The 20,828-nt window shown below is 63.5% G+C and carries 20 protein-coding genes; 15 read left to right on the forward strand and 5 right to left on the reverse strand.

Translation table 11 applies throughout. The features are described from left to right. The first annotated feature begins 231 nt into the window (after nt 1–231). Nucleotides 232–1,128 carry a DUF72 domain-containing protein gene (locus NA29_RS09450; protein ID WP_039397735.1) on the forward strand — a complete coding sequence of 299 codons (897 nt, stop codon included), beginning with the start codon at nt 232–234 and terminating at the stop codon, nt 1,126–1,128. Nucleotides 1,129–1,144: 16 nt separating this feature from the next. On the opposite strand, the gene NA29_RS09455 is transcribed toward NA29_RS09450, so the two are convergent. From NA29_RS09455 to NA29_RS09465, 3 genes are all read right to left on the reverse strand, one after another. Next, nucleotides 1,145–1,960, reverse strand: coding sequence for an alpha/beta fold hydrolase (locus NA29_RS09455; RefSeq protein ID WP_052252737.1), 816 nt, complete (start codon nt 1,958–1,960; stop codon nt 1,145–1,147). A 117-nt stretch (nt 1,961–2,077) separates the two neighbouring features. Beyond that, on the reverse strand, nt 2,078–2,554 hold the full coding sequence (locus tag NA29_RS09460) for an OsmC family protein (protein ID WP_039397737.1): 477 nt from the start codon (nt 2,552–2,554) through the stop codon (nt 2,078–2,080). A gap of 169 nt (nt 2,555–2,723) precedes the next feature. After that, entirely contained in the window at nt 2,724–3,593 is an 870-nt protein-coding gene (locus NA29_RS09465; RefSeq protein ID WP_039397739.1) for an IclR family transcriptional regulator, read from the reverse strand. Nucleotides 3,594–3,890: 297 nt separating this feature from the next. Here NA29_RS09465 and NA29_RS09470 point away from each other — a divergent pair, with 297 nt between their 5' ends. The 7 genes from NA29_RS09470 to NA29_RS09500 all read left to right on the forward strand — a co-directional run bounded on the left by NA29_RS09470 (nt 3,891) and on the right by NA29_RS09500 (nt 10,874). Beyond that, entirely contained in the window at nt 3,891–4,985 is a 1,095-nt protein-coding gene (locus tag NA29_RS09470) for an ABC transporter ATP-binding protein (protein ID WP_039402917.1), read from the forward strand. Continuing rightward, the gene (locus NA29_RS09475) at nt 4,978–5,883 is read left to right on the forward strand and encodes an ABC transporter permease (RefSeq protein ID WP_039397742.1); all 906 of its coding nucleotides are present in this window, start codon (nt 4,978–4,980) and stop codon (nt 5,881–5,883) included. Before NA29_RS09470 ends, NA29_RS09475 begins: the two co-directional genes overlap by 8 nt. Nucleotides 5,884–5,931: 48 nt before the next feature. Then, a complete protein-coding gene (locus NA29_RS09480; RefSeq protein WP_039397744.1) occupies nt 5,932–6,726 on the forward strand; it encodes an ABC transporter permease in 795 nt (264 codons plus the stop codon). A 23-nt stretch (nt 6,727–6,749) separates the two neighbouring features. After that, on the forward strand, nt 6,750–7,148 hold the full coding sequence (locus NA29_RS09485; RefSeq protein WP_039397746.1) for a (2Fe-2S)-binding protein: 399 nt from the start codon (nt 6,750–6,752) through the stop codon (nt 7,146–7,148). 28 nt (nt 7,149–7,176) lie between these two features. After that, entirely contained in the window at nt 7,177–8,610 is a 1,434-nt protein-coding gene (locus NA29_RS09490) for an FAD/NAD(P)-dependent oxidoreductase (RefSeq protein WP_039402919.1), read from the forward strand. Further along, nucleotides 8,603–9,748 carry an NAD(P)/FAD-dependent oxidoreductase gene (locus NA29_RS09495; RefSeq protein ID WP_039397748.1) on the forward strand — a complete coding sequence of 382 codons (1,146 nt, stop codon included), beginning with the start codon at nt 8,603–8,605 and terminating at the stop codon, nt 9,746–9,748. The genes NA29_RS09490 and NA29_RS09495 overlap by 8 nt, the downstream gene beginning before the upstream one ends. Before the next feature lie 79 nt (nt 9,749–9,827). Continuing rightward, nucleotides 9,828–10,874, forward strand: a complete 1,047-nt coding sequence (locus NA29_RS09500; RefSeq protein ID WP_039397749.1) for an ABC transporter substrate-binding protein — start codon at nt 9,828–9,830, stop codon at nt 10,872–10,874. 147 nt (nt 10,875–11,021) lie between these two features. On the opposite strand, the gene NA29_RS09505 is transcribed toward NA29_RS09500, so the two are convergent. Further along, complete coding sequence (locus tag NA29_RS09505) at nt 11,022–11,417, reverse strand: BLUF domain-containing protein (RefSeq protein WP_039397751.1); 396 nt, start codon at nt 11,415–11,417, stop codon at nt 11,022–11,024. Between the two features lie 87 nt (nt 11,418–11,504). Here NA29_RS09505 and NA29_RS09510 point away from each other — a divergent pair, with 87 nt between their 5' ends. The 3 genes from NA29_RS09510 to NA29_RS09520 all read left to right on the forward strand — a co-directional run bounded on the left by NA29_RS09510 (nt 11,505) and on the right by NA29_RS09520 (nt 14,404). After that, nucleotides 11,505–12,254: a YoaK family protein gene (locus NA29_RS09510; protein ID WP_039397753.1), complete on the forward strand. Its 750-nt coding sequence runs from the start codon at nt 11,505–11,507 to the stop codon at nt 12,252–12,254. A 93-nt stretch (nt 12,255–12,347) separates the two neighbouring features. Next, the gene (locus tag NA29_RS09515) at nt 12,348–13,913 is read left to right on the forward strand and encodes a GGDEF domain-containing protein (RefSeq protein WP_072633240.1); all 1,566 of its coding nucleotides are present in this window, start codon (nt 12,348–12,350) and stop codon (nt 13,911–13,913) included. A gap of 122 nt (nt 13,914–14,035) precedes the next feature. Next, nucleotides 14,036–14,404, forward strand: a complete 369-nt coding sequence (locus NA29_RS09520; RefSeq protein WP_039397755.1) for a hypothetical protein — start codon at nt 14,036–14,038, stop codon at nt 14,402–14,404. Nucleotides 14,405–14,426: 22 nt separating this feature from the next. On the opposite strand, the gene NA29_RS09525 is transcribed toward NA29_RS09520, so the two are convergent. Beyond that, nucleotides 14,427–14,672, reverse strand: a complete 246-nt coding sequence (locus tag NA29_RS09525) for a hypothetical protein (protein WP_039402924.1) — start codon at nt 14,670–14,672, stop codon at nt 14,427–14,429. 219 nt (nt 14,673–14,891) lie between these two features. Between NA29_RS09525 and NA29_RS09530 the strand changes: the two genes are divergently transcribed. The 4 genes from NA29_RS09530 to NA29_RS09545 all read left to right on the forward strand — a co-directional run bounded on the left by NA29_RS09530 (nt 14,892) and on the right by NA29_RS09545 (nt 20,807). After that, complete coding sequence (locus NA29_RS09530) at nt 14,892–16,898, forward strand: DUF2849 domain-containing protein (protein ID WP_039397757.1); 2,007 nt, start codon at nt 14,892–14,894, stop codon at nt 16,896–16,898. Continuing rightward, nucleotides 16,888–17,373 (forward strand): DUF934 domain-containing protein, encoded by a 486-nt coding sequence (locus NA29_RS09535; RefSeq protein WP_039397759.1) that lies wholly within the window; start codon nt 16,888–16,890, stop codon nt 17,371–17,373. Before NA29_RS09530 ends, NA29_RS09535 begins: the two co-directional genes overlap by 11 nt. 299 nt (nt 17,374–17,672) lie before the next feature. Beyond that, nucleotides 17,673–18,314 (forward strand): methylamine utilization protein, encoded by a 642-nt coding sequence (locus NA29_RS09540; protein ID WP_052252743.1) that lies wholly within the window; start codon nt 17,673–17,675, stop codon nt 18,312–18,314. Between the two features lie 3 nt (nt 18,315–18,317). Further along, nucleotides 18,318–20,807, forward strand: coding sequence for a putative bifunctional diguanylate cyclase/phosphodiesterase (locus tag NA29_RS09545; protein ID WP_052252744.1), 2,490 nt, complete (start codon nt 18,318–18,320; stop codon nt 20,805–20,807). Nucleotides 20,808–20,828: the final 21 nt, after the last annotated feature.

Below are 20,828 nucleotides of genomic sequence, written 5' to 3' on the forward strand. Positions count from 1 at the left end.
ACGGCACGCCGCGGGGAGCGCGTGCCGGATCAGATGTGCATGCAGTATTTCACGCGTTCGTCCCATTCCAGTCCCCGTGCTCCAGGCGTTGTGTCGCCGAGCAGTTTGCGTCGAACGCAGCGCCGTCATGACGCCTTGGCACGCGCCTATACTTGTGCGAAAGCTACCGCAATGTCGGGACGGCAAACCGGCTGACGCGCGGCCGATGTCGCGCCAATGGGAGGCTCCGGGATGGGCAAGGTCTATGTCGGTACGGCGTCGTGGACAGACAAATCGCTGATCGCCTGCAAACGGTTTTATCCACCGGGACATACGTCTGCCGAAGCACGTCTGCGCTTCTATGCCAGCCAGTTTCCGATGGTCGAGGTCGACAGTAGTTACTACGCGATGCCTTCGGGATCCAATGCGCGGCTGTGGGTCGAGCGCACCCCGGACGCGTTCGTCTTCAATATCAAGGCCTTCCGTCTGCTCACGGGCCACCAGACCCCGCGCATCGCGTTGCCCAAGGATCTCCAGTCGGCGCTGCCGCCGGGGCCGCGCGCGAACGTCTACTACAAGGACCTGCCGAACGAGTTGATCGACGAGATCTGGCGGCGCTATCTGGAGGCTATCGAGCCCTTACGCGAGGCAGGGAAGCTCGGTCTGGTCCACTTCCAGTTTCCGCCGTGGCTGACAGGCGACAAATCCAGCCGCGCGCATGTCGAAGCCTGCGCACAACGCATGACCGGTTACGGCATCGCGGCCGAATTCCGGCATCGCGGATGGTTCGACGGCGAGCGCTGCGACAAGACACTGGCGTGGTTGCGCGAGATGGGCTGGGTCAACACGACGGTGGACGAGCCGCAGGGCTTCACGAACAGCATCCCCCAAATCTGGGCGACGACGTCGCCACTCGCGGCGGTCGTGCGTCTGCACGGACGCAATCAGCAGACGTGGAACGTGCGCGACAGCACGGCTGCGTCCGAGCGTTTCAACTACGACTATCGCGAAGCGGAGCTGGCGGCGCTGGTCGATCCGATCCGCGTGATCGCGAAAGTCGTTGCGCGCGTGTACGTCGTGTTCAACAACAACTATGAGGATCAGGGCCAGCGCAACGCCATGACGCTCATGGCGTTGCTGGACGAATGACCTCAGACCGCCGGGATCAGACGCTGTGATGCGTGAGGAAGGCCTCGATCACGGTCGCGAAATACGGCGGACACGCCTGCATCGGGTAGTGCCCGCAATTCGGCATGACTTCCAGCGTTGCGTTGGAATGCCACGCGAGAAAGGTTTGCGTCATCGCGGCCGCATCGATTCCGGGATCCTTATCGCCGACGATTACCAGAAACGGGGTGTCAACCCCTTCAGCCCCCTGAACTTCTGCGGCGAAATCCGTTGTCACCAGCATATCGAGGTATCGCGCGCGGCAGGCCGGTGAGACCGTGGTGCGGTTCTGTGTGACCTTGCGATCCACCCAAACGTCGGATAGCCCGCCGCTCACGAACTTGAACAATCGTCGCAGGGCGTCGTCGTCGTTCGTGGTGCTTGAGAAGAAGGCGAGGGCCTCGGGATTCAACCGGTTTCCGGCCGCCGACACCGGACATACGGCGATGGCGCTCGCAATGCGCGACGGCGCATCGACGGCCAGACGCTGCGTCACCATTCCCGTCATCGAATGACCGATCACGTGAAAGCGCGACCAGCCGAGGTGATTGGCGAGCCTGAGGCAATCGGTGGCGATTTCGTCCACTGTGTAATCGCCGGTCAAATCGGTGGAGAGTCCGTAACCGCGCAGGTCGACGAAGACGTAGGTGAACGTGCGGCCGTCAAGCCAGGACATTGTCGCGTTAAAGCTGGTGTGATCGCCGAGCCAGTCGTGCATGACGAGCACGGGCGTGGGGCCGTCGCCGTATCGTGCATGGCCGAGGAGGTTGCCAGCAGCGGCGATGTGTTCGAAGTGTTCTGGGGAAATAGTCATGTCTTGGTTCCAATGTTGTGAGTGGAACCAAAACGAAACGCCCTCCCGGCGAACCGGGAGGGCGTTTTCAAAGTGAACCGATCATATCAAGCCGTCACGCACCGGTCAATCGATGTGTCAAACCTCGACCGTCTCGATGACCGCTTCGCATTCGATCGGGAAATTGACCGAGTTGGCGATGTAGCACTTCTCATGTGCGGCGTGATGCAGATGTTCGGCGAGCGCGACGTCGCCACCCGCGCGAATCGTCACGTGCGGACGCAGGACGATGCGGGTGAAGCGTCCTTCGGTGGGCGTGTCTAGCATCGTGCCGACGGCATTGTCCTCATACCGTTCGACGACAATCCCGGCGTCGGCGCACAGGTGCAGATACCAGAGCTTGTGACAGGCGCTTGCCGACGCGACGAGCAAATCTTCCGGATTCCAGCGCGCCGCATCGCCGCGAAAGGCCGGGTCCGCCGAGCCGGGGATCGTGGGTTTGCCGGCGACGCGAATCTCGTGATTGCGCCCGTACGCGCGATAGCCCGATGTGCCGCTGCCCTGATTGCCGATCCATTCCACGTTGACGCGGTACTCGTGTTCGCCTGATGCCATGTCTGCTCTCCACTGAAGGCCGCGGCCGATGGGATAAGAAAGAAGGGGAAGGGGGCCGGGCCCGCTCGCGATTCTCGCAGTCCCTTGCATGAAATGCTGGCCATTTTCGGCCATTAAAAGGACGGATTCCGTCGTCGATGCCACCCGTGCGCTACCCGTGCGCCAAACGTTAAGCCAGCGGCTCCGTCGTGAGCGCACGCGTGAGGCCGTGCATCGGGCGGCGCATCGCGACGTCGAACGGATTCGTCTGCGGGCCGATCAGCTCGGCCTGACGCCGCAACAGTTCCACTACCATCGGCAGTCGGTCCTGCGACAGCCGTGCGGCCAGCGTGCCCACGCTCAGCGCTGCCACGGCATGCCCCATACGGTCGAACACCGGCACGGCGACCCCGGCCATGCCGTCGAGCACACCGCTGTTGCTCCCGGCATAGCCCAACTGACGCACCCGCTCGATCTCCGTGCGCAGATACACCTCGTCGAGCACGCCGTATCCCCGCAGTCGCGGCACGTTAAAGCGGATGATCTCCTCACGTTCGGCCTCAGGCAGGAACGCCAGAATTGCCAGACTGCCCTGACCCACGCCCAGTGCCACACGTCCGCCGATGTCGCCGGTGAACGAACGGATCGGGAAGGGGCCTTCGCACATGTCGAGGCACACGGCATCGAAGCTGCTGCGCACCAGTAGAAAGATGGTGTCGCCGAGACTCGCGCACAACCGCAGCAGCGACGGACGGCACAACGTGCGCATGCCGCTCGGGTTGCCCGCCTGCGCGGCCATCGCGAAGAAATCGATGCTCAGCCGGTACAGCTTGGACGACTCGTCCTGCTCCACGACCTGCTCGGCGATGAGCGCGTGAAGAATACGGTGCACCGTCGCCTGACTCAGGCCGACGGCTTTGGCAATGTGAGTGACGCGCTCGCCTTCGGGCTTGGCCTCACCGAGGGCGCGGATGACGGCAAACGTGCGTTGCAATATGCCCGCGCCGGCGGATTCCGCAGACGAGTTTGCCGTTGGGCGGGGTGAATCGGAGGTGGTCATCAGGGTCTCGAATATTCCGTCAAATGAAATACTAGCGTAAGCCGACACGACTTGAAAACTGGCGCGATGCGTCGAAACCCGCAAAAACAACCAATATTCAGCTTAAGTTAGGGATTATCCCGAGACGGTGACGCGAAACGAAAAGGTTTGTCCATCCGTGAAACATTCCGTCAAACGAAATAATCTGAAAATTTATCTCATTTCATGGAATCGTTATCTTGCGACATGCAATTTGGCTCGCTACTGTTCGATGCAATTGCATTTCATGCGACGCGCGAGCGTCCGAAGGTAGTGACCATGTCTTTTCTGACTTTGACGGATGTTTCCAAGACGTTTGGCGAGCTGAACGCCGTCTCGAACGTCAATCTCTCGGTGGAGAAAGGCGAGTTCGTCTCGCTGCTCGGCCCGTCGGGCTGCGGCAAGACCACCACGTTGCAGATGATCGCGGGCTTCGTCGAAGCCACGACCGGGCGCATTACGCTCGACGGGCGCGACATCACGAACATGCGGCCGAACAAGCGCGGTCTGGGCATCGTGTTCCAGAGCTACGCGCTGTTCCCGCACATGACCGTGGCGGATAACGTCGGATTCGGTCTGGAGATGCGGGGCGTCGACAAGTCGGAACGCAAGGACCGCATTCGCGAGGCGCTCGCGCTCGTGCGGCTCGAAGCGCTCGGCCATCGCTTCCCGCGTGAGCTCTCGGGCGGCCAGCGTCAGCGCGTGGCCATCGCCCGCGCCGTGGTGATCGCGCCGCCGGTGCTGCTGCTCGACGAACCGATGTCCAACCTCGACGCCAAGCTGCGCGAAGACATGCAGTTCGAGCTGCGCTCGATCCAGCGCAAGATCGGCACGACCACCATCATGGTGACGCACGACCAATCCGAAGCGCTGTCGATCAGTGATCGCGTCGTGGTCATGGAAGCCGGGCGCATCACGCAGGTCGACACGCCGTACCGCGCGTACGAGCGCCCGGAAACGCCGTTCGTTTCGCAGTTCATCGGCAAGGCGAACATGCTCGACGGTCGCGTGGCCGCGCGCGACGGCGAGCATCTGCATATCGAGTTGGGCGCGCAACTCACGCAACGTGCGGCACTCGCGGACCTCGCGCCGCGCGACCGGGGCATGGCGGTGGGCGACGCCATCACCATGTGTCTGCGTCCGGAGAAGGTGCGCTTGTGCGCGCCGTCGACGGGCCGTCTGTCGGCGACGGTGACGAGCCGCTTCTTCCTCGGCAGCCAATGGCTCTACCGCGTCGACAGCGCGTTGGGCGAGGTGCTCGTGTGCTGCCAGAACGAAGGCGGCGAGCCGTTGAGCGAAGGGGCGCCGGTCGGTCTGGATTGGCAGCCGGAGGCGGTGCGTTTCGTTTCCGCAGGAGCGTGCTCGAATGGCTGAGACGCTGCAAGTTCCGCGTACGGACGCCGCGCCGGTCGCGCGCGCGCCGTGGAGCGCCTATCTGCCGATGTGGGTGATGAGTGCGCCCGCCATGCTGTTGTTCGTGGCGCTGGTGCTGATTCCCTTGCTCATGACGCTCGCGCTCACGTTCTATCAGTTCGATCCGGCAAGCGGTCCGATTGCCGCGTTCCAGTTCGAGAACTACAAGGAAGTGCTGTTCGACTCGTACTTCCACACGATCTTCCTGCGCACGTTCGGCATCTCGCTCACGGTCACCGCGATCTGCGCCGTGGTGGGGACGTTCGAAGCCTACGTGCTCTCACGCATGGGCGACCCGTGGCGCTCGCTGTTCCTGCTGATCATTCTCTCGCCGCTGCTCGTGTCCATCGTGGTGCGCGCGTTCGGCTGGAGCATGTTGCTCAGTTCGGGCGGCCTGATCAATCAGGCGTTCGGGCTGGTCGGCATGGGGCCGTTCAAGATGGAATACACCAACTTCGCCATCGTCGTGGCGCTGGCGCACGTGATGCTGCCGTTCATGGTGATTCCGGTGTGGACGTCGCTGCAACGCCTCGATCCGCAGACGGAAAACGCAGCGCTCTCGCTCATGGCGTCGCAAGCGACCACGCTGCGCCGCATCGTGCTGCCGCAACTGGTGCCGGGCATTCTGTCGGGCAGCCTGATGGTGTTCGGCTTGTCGGCGAGCGCTTTCGCGATCCCGAGCCTGCTGGGAGGACGCCGTCTCAAAGTGGCCGCCACCGCGGTCTACGACCAGTTCCTCAGCTCGCTGAACTGGCCGCTGGGCGCGACCATCGCCGTGTTGCTGCTGGTGGCGAACCTGATCGTGATGCTGACGTACTACCGCCTGCTCGACCGCCGTTACTCGCGCAGCATGGGCTAAGGCCAACGCTATTGCCGAACTGAAGCAGAACAGAACTCACTCGCCATCATGCGTAAAAACAGTCCCCTGGCGCTCGCGTTCCACGCGCTCGTCATCCTCTTCGTTCTCGCCCCGATGATCATCGTGGTGCTGGTCGCGTTCACGCCGGAGCAGACGCTCTCGCTGCCCACGCGTGGCATCTCGCTGCGCTGGTTCAGGGCGATTCTCGACTATCCCGACTTCATCGCGTCGTTCTTCGCCAGCCTGAAGCTGGCGTTCATCTCGGCCACGCTCTCGCTCGCGATCGCGTTGCCCGCGGCGCTCGCGATCGGCCGTTCGCGCTTCCCGGGGCGCAACTTTCTCAACGGTCTGTTGCTCTCGCCGCTGGTGATTCCGGGCCTCGTGCTCGGTATCGCGCTGCTGCGCTTTTTCGCCATGCTCGGTGTGACAGGCTCGTTCGGCGCGCTCATCTTCGCGCACATGATTGTCGTCACGCCATTCATCATGCGTCTCGTGCTTGCCTCGATCAGCGGACTGGATCGAAGCGTCGAGAATGCGGCGGCCTCGCTCGGTGCCGGATCGTGGACGACATTCCGCCGCGTGACCATGCCAATGATTCTGCCGGGCATTACCGGTGGCTGGTTGCTCGCGTTCATCAACAGTTTCGACGAACTGACGATGTCGGTCTTCCTCACCGCGCCGCAAACCGTCACGCTGCCGGTCCGTATGTATATGTACGCCACCGAGTCTATTGACCCAATGATGGCATCCGTCTCGGCGCTCGTCATTGCCGTCACGCTCGGCGCGATGCTGTTGCTCGACCGTATCTACGGTCTGAATCGCATTCTCATCGGTCAGCACTGAACGCGCGCTCCACGACGACTCTTATGTCCAGCTCCTCCCAAACTCCTCAAGACGTGCGCGCGTCTGGCTCGTCGGCTTGCCATGCGCAGTTGACGCGTCTGGCCGAGACCGGCCGTGCGTCAGTGACGTTCTATATCGACGGCGAACCGGTGCAGGCGCTCGCCGGTGACACGTTGCTTACCGCCATCCTCACGCATCAACGGCACGTGCGCATCAGCGAATTCAGCGGCGCGCCACGCGCCGGTTTCTGCATGATAGGTGCGTGCCAGGACTGCTGGGTGCGTTGCGAAACGGTGAGCGCCGACGGTGGCGACGCCCAACTCACGCGCCTGCGCGCCTGCTCGACGACGATACAGGCGGGCATGCGCATCGTCACACGCGCGCCTGATGCGAACGAAGTCCACGGAGGCTCGCATGGCTGAGCGCACCGTGAATTCCGGCGGCACCAACGTGCGCAACGTCGCCAACGTCGTGATCGTGGGCGCAGGCCCGGCGGGCATTCGTGCCGCGCAAACGCTGGTCGCTGCGGGCGTGCGTCCGATTGTGCTCGACGAGAACATTCGCTGGGGTGGTCAGATCTACCGTCAGCCGCCGCAAGGTGCTGGTTTTGCACGCAGCAAGCAGGCGCTGTATGGCTTCGAAGCGGCGAAGGCCGATGCCGTACACAACACGATGGCGGCGCTTGTGCCGCAAGTCGATTACCGGCCCGAGACGCTCGTGTGGGCGTGCGATCCTCAACGTTTGCACACCATGCACGGCGGACGTGAAGCGCCTGTCCCGTTCACGCATCTGATCATTGCCAGCGGTGCGACCGACCGCGTGCTGCCGGTGCCGGGCTGGACGCTGCCGGGTGTGTACACGCTCGGCGGCGCACAGGTCGCGCTCAAGGCGCAGGGCTGTGCGATTGGTGAGCGCGTTGTGTTCGCGGGTACCGGGCCGCTGCTGTATCTCGTGGCGTACCAATATGTGAAGGCTGGCGCGAATGTCGTCGCGGTGCTCGATACCAGCCCGTTTGTGGAGCAGGCGAAGGCTGCGCCGCGTCTGCTGAGTCAGCCGTCGACGTTTGCCAAGGGCGTCTATTACCTGGGATGGCTGCGTGCGCGCGGCGTGCGAGTGGAGTACGGCGTGACGCTCGAAGGCATCGGCGGCACGGCCGGTGTGCGCGCGATTCGCTGGCAGCACAACGGTCGCGAGTCGAGCGTGGAATGCAACGCCATCGGTCTGGGGTTCGGTCTGCGACCGGAGACGCAACTGGCCGATCTCGCGGGGTGTCGCTTCGTGTTCGACGATCTCAATCGATGCTGGCTGCCCGAGCGCGACGCCGCCGGACGCAGCTCGCAACCCGGTATCTATCTCGCAGGCGACGGCGCGGGCATCGCGGGGGCAGACGCCGCCGAACTCGCTGGCCGTCGCGCGGCACTGGCGTTGCTCGAAGACCTTGGCGTCGCTGCCCCGTCCATACCGGACTTACTGGACGCACCGGACGCAGCGACCATCGAGCGCAAGCTCGCGAGCATCCGTCGTTTTCGCGAAGGCATCGAACAGGCGTTTGCGCTGCCGAAAGACCCTGCCGCCCGATGGCCCGACGACATGCTCGTCTGCCGTTGCGAGGAGGTCAGTGCAGGCACGTTGCGCGAGTGCGTTCGTCAGGACGGCGTCACCGAAATCAACCGCCTGAAGGCGCTGACCCGCGTGGGCATGGGCCGCTGTCAGGGGCGCATGTGCGGCGAAGCGGCCTGTCATGTGCTGGCCGACGCCAGCGGGCAGACGTATGCGCAAGTGGGGCGGCTGCGTGCGCAGGCGCCGATCAAACCGATTCCGATTGCTCCGATGTTATTCGACGAAAACGTCGCCGCCATTCCCGAGGAGGCGCGCGATGAGTGAGGCGCTGCATTACGACGTGGTCGTCGCCGGTGGCGGACTGGTCGGTGCCTCGGCCGCACGGGCTTTGGCCGAGCGCGGTCTGAAAGTCGCACTGTTCGAGCGGCGCTATTGCGGCGCGCAGGCCAGTGGCGTGAACTATGGTGGCGTGCGCTGTCAGGGCCGTCCGGAAGTGCAGTTGCCGCTCGCCATGCGGGCGCGTCGGATCTGGGATCGGTTGCCGGAGCTGATCGGCATCGACGGCGAATTCGTCCGCTCGGGCCACCTGCGTCTCGCGCGTCGCGAGAGCGATCTCGAACCCCTCGACGCGTGGTCGGCCATGGCACAGAACTACGGCTTGTCCACGACGGTGTTTCGCGGCGCGGCGTTTCGCGAGCGCTTCCCGTGGCTGGGGGATGGTGCCGTCGGCGGTTCGCTGTGCATGAGCGACGGTCACGCGAATCCGCGTCTGGTGTCCCCGGCCTTCGCACGTGCCGCCCGCGCCTTGGGTGCGGACGTACGTGAGCGCACCCCGATTACGTCGGTCACGCACGACGGTGTGCGTTTCCAACTGACGGCGAAACCGGAAACCGGCGACGAACTGCACGTGAGTTGCGACTGGTTGCTCAATACCTCCGGCGCGTGGGCGAATCACATTGCAGGCACCTTCGGCGAGCGTGTGCCGATGCATGCCATCTACCCGAACATGTGGGTGACGGAGCCGTTGCCCAAGTTTGTCGGACACAACCTCGGCGTGTACGGCGGCGGCGTGTATGCGCGACAGGTCGAGCGCGGCAACTGCGTGATCGGCGGTGGACGCGGCACAGGCGACGGCGAATACGCTCAGCCGTCGGCCGACACCACGCGCGCCGTCATGCGCGAAGCGTGCGCGCTGCTGCCTGCGCTGCGCAATGCGCTGCTGATTCGCACGTGGAGCGGTGTGGAAGGCGAGACGCCCGACGACAACCCGATCATCGGCATGAGCCGCACGACACCGCGTCTGGTGCACGCGTTCGGCTTCTCGGGCGGCGGTTTTCTGCTCGCGCCTGGCGTGGGTGAAGTGCTGGCCGATCTGGTGACGCAAGGCGAGACGGCCACGCCGATCGATGCCTTCGCCGTCGACCGCTTTGCCGCAGTCACGACCACGCACGCCGAAGTCTGAGGAACCCAACGCATCCCCCACGTTCAGAGTCCGTCCCAAACAACATTCCTAACACCCTGGAAACGCAAGGAGAACCACGATGAAGCTGTCTAAGAAGGTCGTCATGTGCGCTGCGGCGCTGGCATTGGGCGCGAGCAGCGCAGCCTGGTCGCAGTCCAAAACGCTCTACATCGGCATGAATGGCGGCCCGATGGAAAAGGCTTACACGAGCCAGGTCTTCCCGGAGTTCGAGAAGGCCAATAACGTGAAGGTCGTGGTGGTGCCGGGCACGTCGTCGGACGTGCTGGCCAAGCTGCTTGCCAACCGTAACAGCCCGCAAATGCACGTCGTGTTTCTCGACGACGGCGTGATGGCGCGCGCCATCAGCATGGGCGTGTGCCAGAAGCTCGACGATTCGCCCGTGCTCAAGGAACTGCTGCCGTCCGCGCGCGTGAAGGACGACATGGGCGCTGGCGTGCAACTGGGCATGACCGGGATCGGCTACAACACCAAGCTGTTCAAGGAGAAGGGCTGGGCCACGCCGACCTCCTGGACCGACTTCGCCGATCCGAAGTTCAAGGGCAAGGTGGTGTTCCAGTCGGCGTCGAGCAGCACGTTCGGCCTGCATGGCTTTCTCGCACTGAACCGCATCTGGGGGGGAAGCGAGACGAACGTCGAGCCGGGCTTCACGAAGTGGGCGTCGACAGTCGGCCCGAACGTGGTCGAGTACATCCCGAACTCGGCCAAGCTCTCGGAGATGATCCAGACGGGCGAAGCCGCGATCTTCCCGTTGACGCCGACGGCCGTGAGCGATCTTCAGGACAAGGGCATTCAGGTCGGCTACGTCGCGCCGAAGGAAGGCGCGGTGCAGTTGCTCGTCGACCTTTGTGTGGTGAAGAACAGCCCGGACAACGCGATGGCGCAGAAGCTTGCGCAGTATCTGCTGTCGGCCAAGGGCCAGTCGCTGGCCGCTGCCGCCGGTGCGTACATCCCGACGAACCCGAAGGCTACCGTGCCCGCGACGATGCAGACGCGCCTCGGCAAGCTCGATGACCTGACGAAGAACATCAAGACGGTCGATTGGGATGCCATCAACCAGCGTCGCGCGCAGTGGGATCAGCGCTGGAACCGTCAGATCGAGCAGTAATGATGCCGTCGTGGGCGTGACGTGTGTCACGCTTGCGGCGCGAAAACGCCGGACGGCGAATGCAAAACGCCGGGTCCCTCAGGGTGGCCCGGCGTTGTTGTTTTCAAGCTCAGTTAGTGTGCCTGTGACCGTACCCGCGGCCCGACGTCACATCACGTCGGCCTGTTCCGCCAGCACGTTGAAGGCGCCCACGAGTTGGGCATGGTCGGCGGGCATGACGAAAGCATGCAGTGCGTGGGCTGGCTCGTCGAGCATCAGATAGCCGAGACTCCACGTTGAGAACGCGCCCGGCTGGCGGGGCGTGCCGTCGAGCAACACCTGGATGGACGAATGGTGACGCGACGCTTCGATGCGCTGGCGGGCATCTGCCAACGGCTCGGCGGGCCCTTCGATGTACTGATAGAAGGTAGTACCGTCGTATAGCAGCAAGCCGGTGATGCCACAGCTTTCGTTGAAACCGCGGGAATGCACGATGATTTTCGAGAGCGCCACCGGATCAAGATCGGGCAGGGCTCGGCTGGTGTATGCGTAGCACTCGATCATTATTGTTGATGTCCCCCAAGTCTCTCGTCGACTTTGCGTCAACGCGCATTAGAATACTCCAAGTGCGAAGCCGGGAACTCCTGCATCATGCCGATCAACTATCTTCGTGGCTTTACCCAACCGGTGCGCACCGATGCGGCGAACCGGCGTTTGGGCTGCTCGCTCGCTTTCATCGCCGGGGCGGCCAATGCGGGTGGCTTTCTCGCCGTCGGGCAATATACGTCGCATATGTCGGGGATCGTGGCGTCGCTCTCCGATAACCTCGCGCTCGGCCAACTCTTGCTGGTGCTCGCGGGGCTAAGTGCTTTGCTGGCGTTCTTGCTGGGGGCGGCCACATCGAGCGTACTGATCCATTGGGGACGTCGTCACCATACCCAAAGCGAGTACGCGGCACCGCTCATGTTCGAAGCGCTGCTGCTGCTGACGTTCGGCGTGATGGGCGCGAATCTCGAGAGTCACCGGGTGTTGTACGTGCCTGCCACGGTGGGGCTGTTGTGCTATGTGATGGGCTTGCAGAACGCCATCATCACCAAGATATCCCGGGCCGAAATTCGGACGACGCACGTGACCGGTCTCGTGACGGATATCGGTATCGAACTCGGCAAGATGGGTTACTGGAATCGGCCGGGCGTGGCGCAGGAGTTGCCGCGCGTGGCCGGCGACCGGCAGAAGCTGCGGTTGCTCTGCGCGCTGCTGGGTATGTTCTTTCTGGGCGGCATGACGGGGGCGCTGGGCTTCAAGCATCTGGGTTTCGTCTCCACGATTCCGCTCGCCGTGGTGCTCATCATGCTGGCCATCGTGCCGCTGCTCGATGACCTCTCGCAGAATGTGCGCTAGTGGACGCTAGTGCGCATTTGTGCACATTGATGCACGTTGATGCGTGGCATCCTAGCCGATCCTCACACCGGTATCGCTGTCAGGCCATTCGCTATGACTAAAAGCTCAGGTGTACCAAGCTCGCGCAGTCTGGCCGGAAACTGGACCCGCAAGCGGCTGCACGCTGTGTTCGGCAAGTTCGACGACTACCCGTGGATGATCGGTGTGATCGGCACGATCATCGCGCTGGCGATTCTCGCTGGCGTGGCGCTGCTGCTGCGAGCCGACCGGCAGACGCGCCACGAACACGCGCTGGATCGTGCGCAAAGCGTGGCGTCGGTGGTCGCGGCGGGCCTGGGCGGCAACATCGCAGTCTACGATGCGCTGCTCATGGAGATGGTGCGCGAGGCGGAAGATCCGGCCACGCCGCTATTTCCGGACCGGGTGCGCGACCGCGTGCGCTTCGGACAGGCGCTGGGTCGGGACTTTCTGGACGACGCTTACGTCGTCGACAAGACCGGGCGCATTGCCGCGCCGCTCGACCGGACGCAGGGCGCCCCCGTCAGCGTGGCCGATCGCGACTACTTCCGCTCGCATGCGAGCAGCCCGTCGCTCGGCCTGTACATCTCCCAGCCCTACGCGTCACGCACTCACAGCGGCCGGTTGTCGGTGGCGCTCACTCGCCGTATCGCGGCCCCCGATCATTCGTTTGCCGGAGTCGCGGTGCTTGCGCTGCGGCTGGATCGTCTCGGCACGCTGGTGAAGGACGTAGATTCGGCGGATCTGAAATCCATCGACATCGTGGAAGAGAAGGGCACGGTGCTGGCCTGTGACCCTTGCGCGAATGTGAAGCCGGGCCAACTCGTGGTCTTGCCGGGCAACGCGGCGCGTAACGGCGATCTCGCGGCAGCGCTGGCATTCCCGCGTGGGACGAAGGCGAGCGAGTACCGGTCCGTGCGGGTGCCGGGGGCATCGATGTTCGTCGTGGTCACGCCGTCGACGGACGACCTTCTGCACGACTGGCAGCGCCACGCCATGTTGTTCGGTACGATTGCCCTCGCGTGCGCCGCCACGCTGATGGCGGGCTCCTGGTTGTTGGTGGCCGCGATGCGCACACGCGCCGCGGCCGCTGTGCGGCTCATGAGTCTGTCGATGACCGATGGGCTCACCGGACTCGCCAATCGTCGCGCGCTCGACGCCAAACTCGGTAGCGAATGGCGGCGCGCGAAACGCTCAGGCAGCCCGCTGTCAATCCTGTTTGCCGATATCGACCACTTCAAACATTTCAACGACGCCTACGGCCATTCGATCGGCGACGATGTCCTGCGCGCCGTGGCGAAGAATATCGGGGGGCACGTGCGGCGCGACAGCGATATGGCGGCGCGTTACGGTGGCGAAGAGTTTGCCGTGGTGCTGCCCGACACCGATGCGCATGCGGCCGAGGTGATGGCCGAACAGTTACGCCGCGATATCGAGCGTCTGCATATCGATCACGCAGGGAGTGCCGCAGGCACGGTGACGGTGAGCGTGGGGGCGGCGACGGGGCGCGCGACCGAGTGCGACAGCGTCGACGCCATCCTGAAAGCCGCCGACGCCCAATTGCGTGTGGCCAAGCAAAATGGTCGCAATCGCATCAGCGTTACAACACTGACCAACACTGACGACACCCACGGCGCTTAGCCGAACGACGGGGGAGGGGCGTCAACTGTGATTTGTGCGGGCGACAACGCGAAAAGACGCTGAGACAATGCAGTCATGTCGAAAGATAACGAATCAATGACGAATCACTCACCGGGGGCCTTATGAACCGCACCAAATTTTTCGCAGCCATTGTCTGCCTGACGGGGCTTCTGGGCCTTCTGACGTTCGGTCATGCCAGTGCGCAGTCGTACCTCGGTTCGAGCGATCTTGGCAGCATCCGCCAGTCGAATCAGACACCGGCGGTGAGTCCCGCAGTGGCCGCCGTGGGCAAGCCGACCGCAACGGTCACCGACGCCCATGCCGCCAGCGCGAGCATCAATCGGACGGCGAGCGAGCGCAACGGGCCTTCCACGGGGCCGAGCGATCAGCAAGTGGCGGCGACGAACAACGCGCTCGACACGCGCAATTTGCAGCACCCGCGTCAGACCAAACCTTCTGCCAGCACGGTCCGTGGGGCGCGGCCGGAATAAGTGGCCAGAATACGCGGGTGGACTAATCGGCCATCGCCGGAATGGCACCTTCCTGGAACAACACGCGCGGGGCGTCCATCGTGCCGTCCTCTTCGTCGACCAGCACTTCGTAAGCGGCAATCCCCGCAAAGCCGGAGGCCATCGACTGCGCGATGCGCACCGCCCCGAACTCCGTACTCGCCTGACGCAACTCGCCCGGCTGCAGCACGCCGTCCTTATTCTTGCGATACGGCACGACGATGAACTTGATGGATTTGGCGTCGCTCATGGTGTCACTCACGAAGAAATTGAATGATGGGAAATGTAGCATGACTACTGTATAAAAATACAGTGACCCGCATCAATTTTTCGCCAAACAACATCTCGTAATGCCTACATAACTAGTCAATATTCGTATATTCCCGCGCCTCTTGATAGCCTGCGGTTCTAATCGCGAATTGTTTTCCCACCAACTCGCGGCCAAAACTACAAGTATCGAGAGCATCGAATGAACGCAGGCAATCTGATTTCGGCGAACCGGCTCAAAGACGGTCTGGTCGTCTGGCTGGATGAACAACACAACTGGGTAGACGATCTGACGCAGGCACACGTGTTCGATGCCGACAGTCTCGATCAGGCGCAAGCCGCCGCGAAGGCGTCCGCTGCTGCCAATCTGATCGTCGATCCCGTGCCGCGTCCGGCTGAAGTGAGCGAAGGCGGCCCGGTGCCGGTGGACTTTCGCGAGCAACTGCGCTCGCGCGGCCCGTCGGTGCGCGAAGACCTCGGCAAGCAGGCTGGCGACGCCGACACGCAAGCGGCCCTGGCGCATGCCCCGGCCCTGACCGTCGCCCCGGAACATGCGGGCATCTATCGTTATGACCCGTCGGAGCGCGAGTACCTCAAGGATCGCGCTAACGAATTCGGTCGGCAGGTGGCGCGCCGTCTTAGCGGCGAACTCAGCGAGGACGACTTCAAGGTCTACCGTCTGATGAACGGTCTGTACCTGCAACTGCACGGCTACATGCTGCGCGTGGCGATTCCGTACGGCACGCTGAGCGCGGTACAGCTGCGTCAGTTGGCCTACGTGGCGAATCGCTACGACAAGGGTTACGGTCACTTCACCACGCGTCAGAACTTGCAGTTCAACTGGCCGACACTTACCGATTCGCCGGACATTCTGTCGGCCTTGGCGGATGTCGATCTGCACGCCATTCAGACGAGCGGCAACTGCATCCGCAACGTGACGACCGATCAGTTCGCCGGTGCGGCCAAGGACGAAGTCGTCGACCCGCGCGTGTACGCCGAGATTCTGCGTCAATGGTCGACCGATCACCCTGAATTCACCTACCTGCCGCGCAAGTTCAAGATCGCCATTACCGGCGGTCAGACGGACCGTGCCGCCGTGCGCTTCCACGACATCGGCATTCTGGCGCGCACGAACGAGCAGGGCGAAGTCGGCTTCCAGATTTATGCAGGCGGCGGTCTTGGCCGCACCCCGATCGTGGGCACGCTCGTGCGCGAGTGGTTGCCTGAAGCCGATCTGCTGCGCTTCGTCGAGGCGATTCTGCGCGTGTACAACGCGTTGGGCCGTCGCGACAACATTTACAAGGCGCGCATCAAGATTCTCATCAAGGAAATGCAGCCTGCGAAGTTCATCGAGATGATCGAGGAAGAGTTCGCGCGCATTGCGAAGACGCATCGTCCGCTCGCCGATAACGTCATCGCGGCGATTGGCGAGCGCTTCATCCTCCCTGAATTCGAAACGTTGCCGGTGGAGTCGACCGTCTTCGCACAAGCCTATGCGAACGACATCGACTTCAAGCACTGGGTCGACACTTGCACGCACGAGCACAAAGCGCCGGGCTATATCAGCGCGGTCGTCTCGCTCAAGCCTGCCAGCGGTATTCCGGGGGACGCAAGCGCACAGGAAATGCTGGTGCTGGCCGATCTGGCCGATCAGTACTCGTTTAGCGAACTACGCGTGACGCACGAGCAGAACCTCGTGCTGCCGCACGTGAAGCGCGACGAACTGCATGCACTGTGGAAGCAACTGAAGGCCAACGGCCTGGCGACGCCGAACATCGGTCTGATTTCGGATGCGATTGCGTGCCCGGGGCTGGATTATTGCGCGCTGGCTAACGCACGCTCGGTGCCGGTGGCGCAGCGTATCGCGCTGCGCTTCACGGAGGAGCAGCAACGCGATATCGGCCCGGTAACGCTCAACGTGTCGGGCTGCATCAACGCTTGCGCGCATCACCACGTGGCGCACATCGGCATTCTCGGTGTGGACAAGGCGGGCAAGGAAAACTATCAGATCACGCTGGGCGGTTCGGCGGACGATAACGCGGCCGTCGGCAAGATCCTCGGCCCGGGCGTCTCATACGAAGCGGTGCCGCAAGTGATCGAAAACATCCTCGGACGGTATCTGAAGCTGCGTCACGAGGGCGAGCGCTTCATCGATACGCTCGGACGCGTGGGTGCAGAAGAATTCAAGGGAGCTTTGCATGTTGATTGATCGTAACGGCCTGCCTGCCGAGGACGTTTGGACTTATGTCACGGCCGACGCCGCCAATGACGCCAGCGCGCCAGATCAGGTGAGCAGTGGCACCGTGCTGCCGCTCGACGCATGGCTCGCGGCGGACGCGCAGGGTGTGGCACCCGCCGGTATTCGCGTGCAGGGTCACGACGATCCCGAACGCATCGCGGCGCTGTTGCCGAAGCTGGAACTCGTGGTGATCGAATTCCCGAAGACGCGCGACGGTCGTGGCTTCACGCTGGCGAAGTTCCTTCGCGACAAGTGGCAGTTCAAGGGGGCCATCCGTGCGGCGGGCCCGCTGTTGCCCGACCAACTGGCGATGTTGTGGGCGTGCGGCTTCGACAGCCTGCTCTCGCCGTCGGAAGTGCCTACGGCACGCTGGCGTGAAGCGGCACTGGCTGCACAAGTGCGTGCCGGACGCCCGCGCACGCTGCTTGCCCGTCTGACGGCCTGACGGCCCAGACGACGTGACACGGTCCGGCGCATTCCCGTGCGCCGCCGTGCACGCACCCTTCAGAACGGCAATTCCAAGAGTAAAACGAAAGTGAAGCGAATTTCCCAGCATTTGCGGATGCGTTCGGCTTGATGGTGCGTTGAAGGGCAACGCAAGGTCGCCTGACGCATACTGCGGCGACGGCAAATTTCCTATCGGTGCGTAGGAATAGTTCGGGGGCTTGCGCCGTTATCTCCCCATCGGTGCCCGTTTCCCTTGTTTCCCCGTTTCCGTTTGCACTGCGCGACATCGCATCCATCATGAAGACAACAGGACGTCTGCCGCTGCGTGCGGCCCTTGAGGGGGCGCGCCTGGCGGTATTGGCGCTGGCTTTGCACGGCGCGGCCGCCGTGGCGCGCGATTTCCAGGTGCGCGACAGCACCGGGCAGGCACTGGACGACGCCGTCGTCTATCTCACCCCGGAAGACGGCAAGGTGCCAGTGGCGCGTCCGGCACCGGCGTCCATCGTTCAGCAACACAAGATGTTCATGCCGCTGGTTACCGTCCTGCAGAAGGGGGCGGCCGTCGATTTCCCGAATCGGGACGACATCGCGCACGACGTCTATTCGCTTTCCGACGCGAAACGTTTCGAGCTGAAGCTATATCGCGGCGGATCGAAGCGTGTGGTGTTCGACAAGCCGGGCGTTGTCACCATCGGCTGTAACATTCACGACATGATGATTGCGTATGTCGTGGTCGTGGACACGCCATACTTCGCGAAGTCCGGCGCAACGGGGCGGGGCGAGCTGCCGCAAGTGCCGGCGGGTCGGTACCGCGTGTCGGTCTGGCACCCGCGTCTGGGCAACGTACCGGCTGCCGTCGTTGGCACATTCAGGCTACCGGTGGACGCTTCGGCCGAGGCCAAACCGCTTTCGCTGACGTTGCCGCTGCATGGGGACTGACGCGTGTCGTTCCTTCCTGCATTCCTGAGATCACCTCGCCAACTGCACGGCCGATTTCTTGGCATTACGCGAGGCAAACTGGCCAGTCTTGGCTGGCATCGTCTGCGCACGAAGATCACGCTGGTGTTCGTCGCCCTGATTCTGGTGGTGCTGGCCGTCATACAGATGACGGCCAGCCGGGCGCTCAACGACGCGTCCTCTGCGCAGGTCGCGGAGCAGTTGTCGGTCGGCCAGCGCGTGTTCTGCCGGGCGCTGCAAACCAAGGCGGACGAGCTGACGCAGGTCGCTCAGGTCGTCACGGCCGACTTTGGATTTCGTGAGGCGGTGGCGTTGCATGACCCGGTGACGATGCACTCGGCACTCGAGAACGTGCGCGAGCGTGTGCATGCAGACGTGGCGCTGCTCGTCGATCTGAACGGCGCGGTGATCGCCGATTCGCGGGTGTCGGGCGCGGTGGGCGACGGTGACCACACCGATGCGACCGACCGCGCACTACCCGACACGCCGCGCGGCAATCTGAGAGGCAACCTGAGAAGCAAGTCGGGCACCTCAGTCTCCGCGATTGGCATGCTCGGCGGCCGCGCGTATGAGCTGGTGAGTGTGCCGGTCAAAGCGCCGCTGATCATCGGCTGGGTGACGATGGGCTTCGCCCTCGACGACGCATTCGCGCGCGACATGCACGAGCTGTCGGGGCTGGAGGTGTCGCTGGTGCATCGCGTCGCCTCCGGTCAGTGGGAGGTGGTGGCGAGTTCGCTGCCGGCGGCGGACCGCGCCGACTTACAAGCGGCGTTGACCCGGCACGCCATTCGCGTGACGGGCAAGGAGACGACGTCGCGCGTGAGCGGATATGCCGCGCGCGTCGTCAATCTGTCCGGGACGGCAAGCCCCGCCCCCGTTGTCGCCGTGTTGCAACGTTCGTTGACCGAGGCGGCAGGCCCGTTCCGTCAACTTCGCGCGACGCTCCTCTGGCTGACGCTCGGCGGCATTGTGATTTCGGTGCTCGGGGCAGCGCTGATCGCGCGTAGCGTAACGCGTCCGCTAGCCGCCTTCGTGGATCTGGCGAGGCGCATCGGCAAGGGCGATTACGCGGCGGCCATCGACGTGCGACGCCGCGACGAAACCGGCGATCTGGCGCGCGCATTCGACCTGATGCGCAATGCGATCGCCGAGCGCGAAGAGCGGATTACCGAACTGGCGTATGTCGATACGCTGACCGGGCTACCGAATCGCGCGGCGTTCAGTGAGCAGATGCAGGCCGACATCATGCAGGCGTATCGTGGCGGCGCGCCGTTCGCGGTCATTCTCATGGACATGGATCGCTTCAAGGACGTGAACGACACGCTGGGGCACCACGTCGGCGATCACCTGTTATGGGAGGCGGGGCACCGGTTGAGCACCGAGCTGAAGGCTTCGGGGTATATGGTGGCGCGTCTGGGCGGCGACGAGTTCGCCATTCTCGTGCGCGGTGGCGATCAGTCGGCGGCGCATCGGTGTGCGACGGGTCTTGCGAGCGCCCTCGACGCGCCGATTGTCGTCGACGGTCAGACGGTGGACGTCGGCGCGAGCTTCGGCATCGCCGTCTATCCCGATCACGGCTCGGACATGCACACGCTGCTGCGGCGTGCGGATCTCGCGATGTACGCGGCGAAGCGTTCGAATCTGGGCGTCGCGGTGTATGAGCCGGACACCGAAAGCCGCGACCGGGACCGCTTGTCGCTGATGAGCGATTTGCGTCACGCGATCGAACATGGCGGCCTGTACCTTTGCTATCAGCCGCAAGTGGACTTGTCGGACGGCAAGGCCGTGCGTGTCGAAGCGCTGGTGCGGTGGCGGCATCCGAAGCGGGGGATCGTGCCGCCGGCGGAGTTTATTCCGTTTGCGGAGCAGACGGGGTTCATCCGCGTGATTTCCCGCTGGGTTGCGGCGGAGGCTATTGCGACGTGCGCCGCCTGGCATGCGCGAGGGATTCCGCTTGGCATGTCGATCAACCTTTCGGCGCGCGATCTGGTGGACGTCGATTTACCGGATTACCTCAGGCGGGTGTTGGGCGAACACGCGCTTGCGCCGCATTGGTTGTGTGTCGAGATTACCGAGAGCGCGCTGATGGACGATCCGGAGCAGGCGCTGATCACGATGGAGCGTTTGCATCGCATGGGCGTGCGTATTGCGATCGACGACTTTGGGACTGGCTATTCATCACTGTCGTATCTGAAGCGCATGCCTGTGGAGGAAATCAAGATCGACCGGTCGTTCGTGAAGGGGATGGCGCATGAGCAAAACGACACGCTGATCGTACGCTCGACGATTGCGCTGGGTCACAGCATGGGCATTCGCATCGTGGCGGAAGGCATTGAGGACGCCGTGACGCTGGAGAAGCTGCGCGCGCTCGGATGCGACTTCGCGCAAGGCTATTTCCTGAGCAAACCGCTGCCGGACACCGAGCTTGTCGGCTGGGCGCAAACATGGCAAAAGCCGGGGTGCGGGACTGTATAGAAATTCAGTCTTTTGAAATTG

The sequence above is a fragment of the Pandoraea sputorum genome, from assembly GCF_000814845.2.
Taxonomy (GTDB): Bacteria; Pseudomonadota; Gammaproteobacteria; order Burkholderiales; family Burkholderiaceae; genus Pandoraea; species Pandoraea sputorum.

Excerpts from the sequence above, each read along its gene's own strand:
- NA29_RS09450 (WP_039397735.1), top strand. The coding sequence starts at position 232 with ATGGGCAAGGTCTATGTCGGTACGGCGTCGTGGACAGACAAATCGCTG.
- NA29_RS09515 (WP_072633240.1), top strand. The coding sequence starts at position 12,348 with ATGACTAAAAGCTCAGGTGTACCAAGCTCGCGCAGTCTGGCCGGAAAC.
- NA29_RS09535 (WP_039397759.1), top strand. The coding sequence starts at position 16,888 with ATGTTGATTGATCGTAACGGCCTGCCTGCCGAGGACGTTTGGACTTAT.
- NA29_RS09505 (WP_039397751.1), bottom strand. The coding sequence starts at position 11,417 with ATGATCGAGTGCTACGCATACACCAGCCGAGCCCTGCCCGATCTTGAT.
- NA29_RS09470 (WP_039402917.1), top strand. The coding sequence starts at position 3,891 with ATGTCTTTTCTGACTTTGACGGATGTTTCCAAGACGTTTGGCGAGCTG.
- NA29_RS09485 (WP_039397746.1), top strand. The coding sequence starts at position 6,750 with ATGTCCAGCTCCTCCCAAACTCCTCAAGACGTGCGCGCGTCTGGCTCG.
- NA29_RS09495 (WP_039397748.1), top strand. The coding sequence starts at position 8,603 with ATGAGTGAGGCGCTGCATTACGACGTGGTCGTCGCCGGTGGCGGACTG.
- NA29_RS09475 (WP_039397742.1), top strand. The coding sequence starts at position 4,978 with ATGGCTGAGACGCTGCAAGTTCCGCGTACGGACGCCGCGCCGGTCGCG.
- NA29_RS09460 (WP_039397737.1), bottom strand. The coding sequence starts at position 2,554 with ATGGCATCAGGCGAACACGAGTACCGCGTCAACGTGGAATGGATCGGC.
- NA29_RS09530 (WP_039397757.1), top strand. The coding sequence starts at position 14,892 with ATGAACGCAGGCAATCTGATTTCGGCGAACCGGCTCAAAGACGGTCTG.
- NA29_RS09455 (WP_052252737.1), bottom strand. The coding sequence starts at position 1,960 with ATGACTATTTCCCCAGAACACTTCGAACACATCGCCGCTGCTGGCAAC.
- NA29_RS09510 (WP_039397753.1), top strand. The coding sequence starts at position 11,505 with ATGCCGATCAACTATCTTCGTGGCTTTACCCAACCGGTGCGCACCGAT.
- NA29_RS09525 (WP_039402924.1), bottom strand. The coding sequence starts at position 14,672 with ATGAGCGACGCCAAATCCATCAAGTTCATCGTCGTGCCGTATCGCAAG.
- NA29_RS09520 (WP_039397755.1), top strand. The coding sequence starts at position 14,036 with ATGAACCGCACCAAATTTTTCGCAGCCATTGTCTGCCTGACGGGGCTT.
- NA29_RS09500 (WP_039397749.1), top strand. The coding sequence starts at position 9,828 with ATGAAGCTGTCTAAGAAGGTCGTCATGTGCGCTGCGGCGCTGGCATTG.
- NA29_RS09465 (WP_039397739.1), bottom strand. The coding sequence starts at position 3,593 with ATGACCACCTCCGATTCACCCCGCCCAACGGCAAACTCGTCTGCGGAA.
- NA29_RS09540 (WP_052252743.1), top strand. The coding sequence starts at position 17,673 with ATGAAGACAACAGGACGTCTGCCGCTGCGTGCGGCCCTTGAGGGGGCG.
- NA29_RS09480 (WP_039397744.1), top strand. The coding sequence starts at position 5,932 with ATGCGTAAAAACAGTCCCCTGGCGCTCGCGTTCCACGCGCTCGTCATC.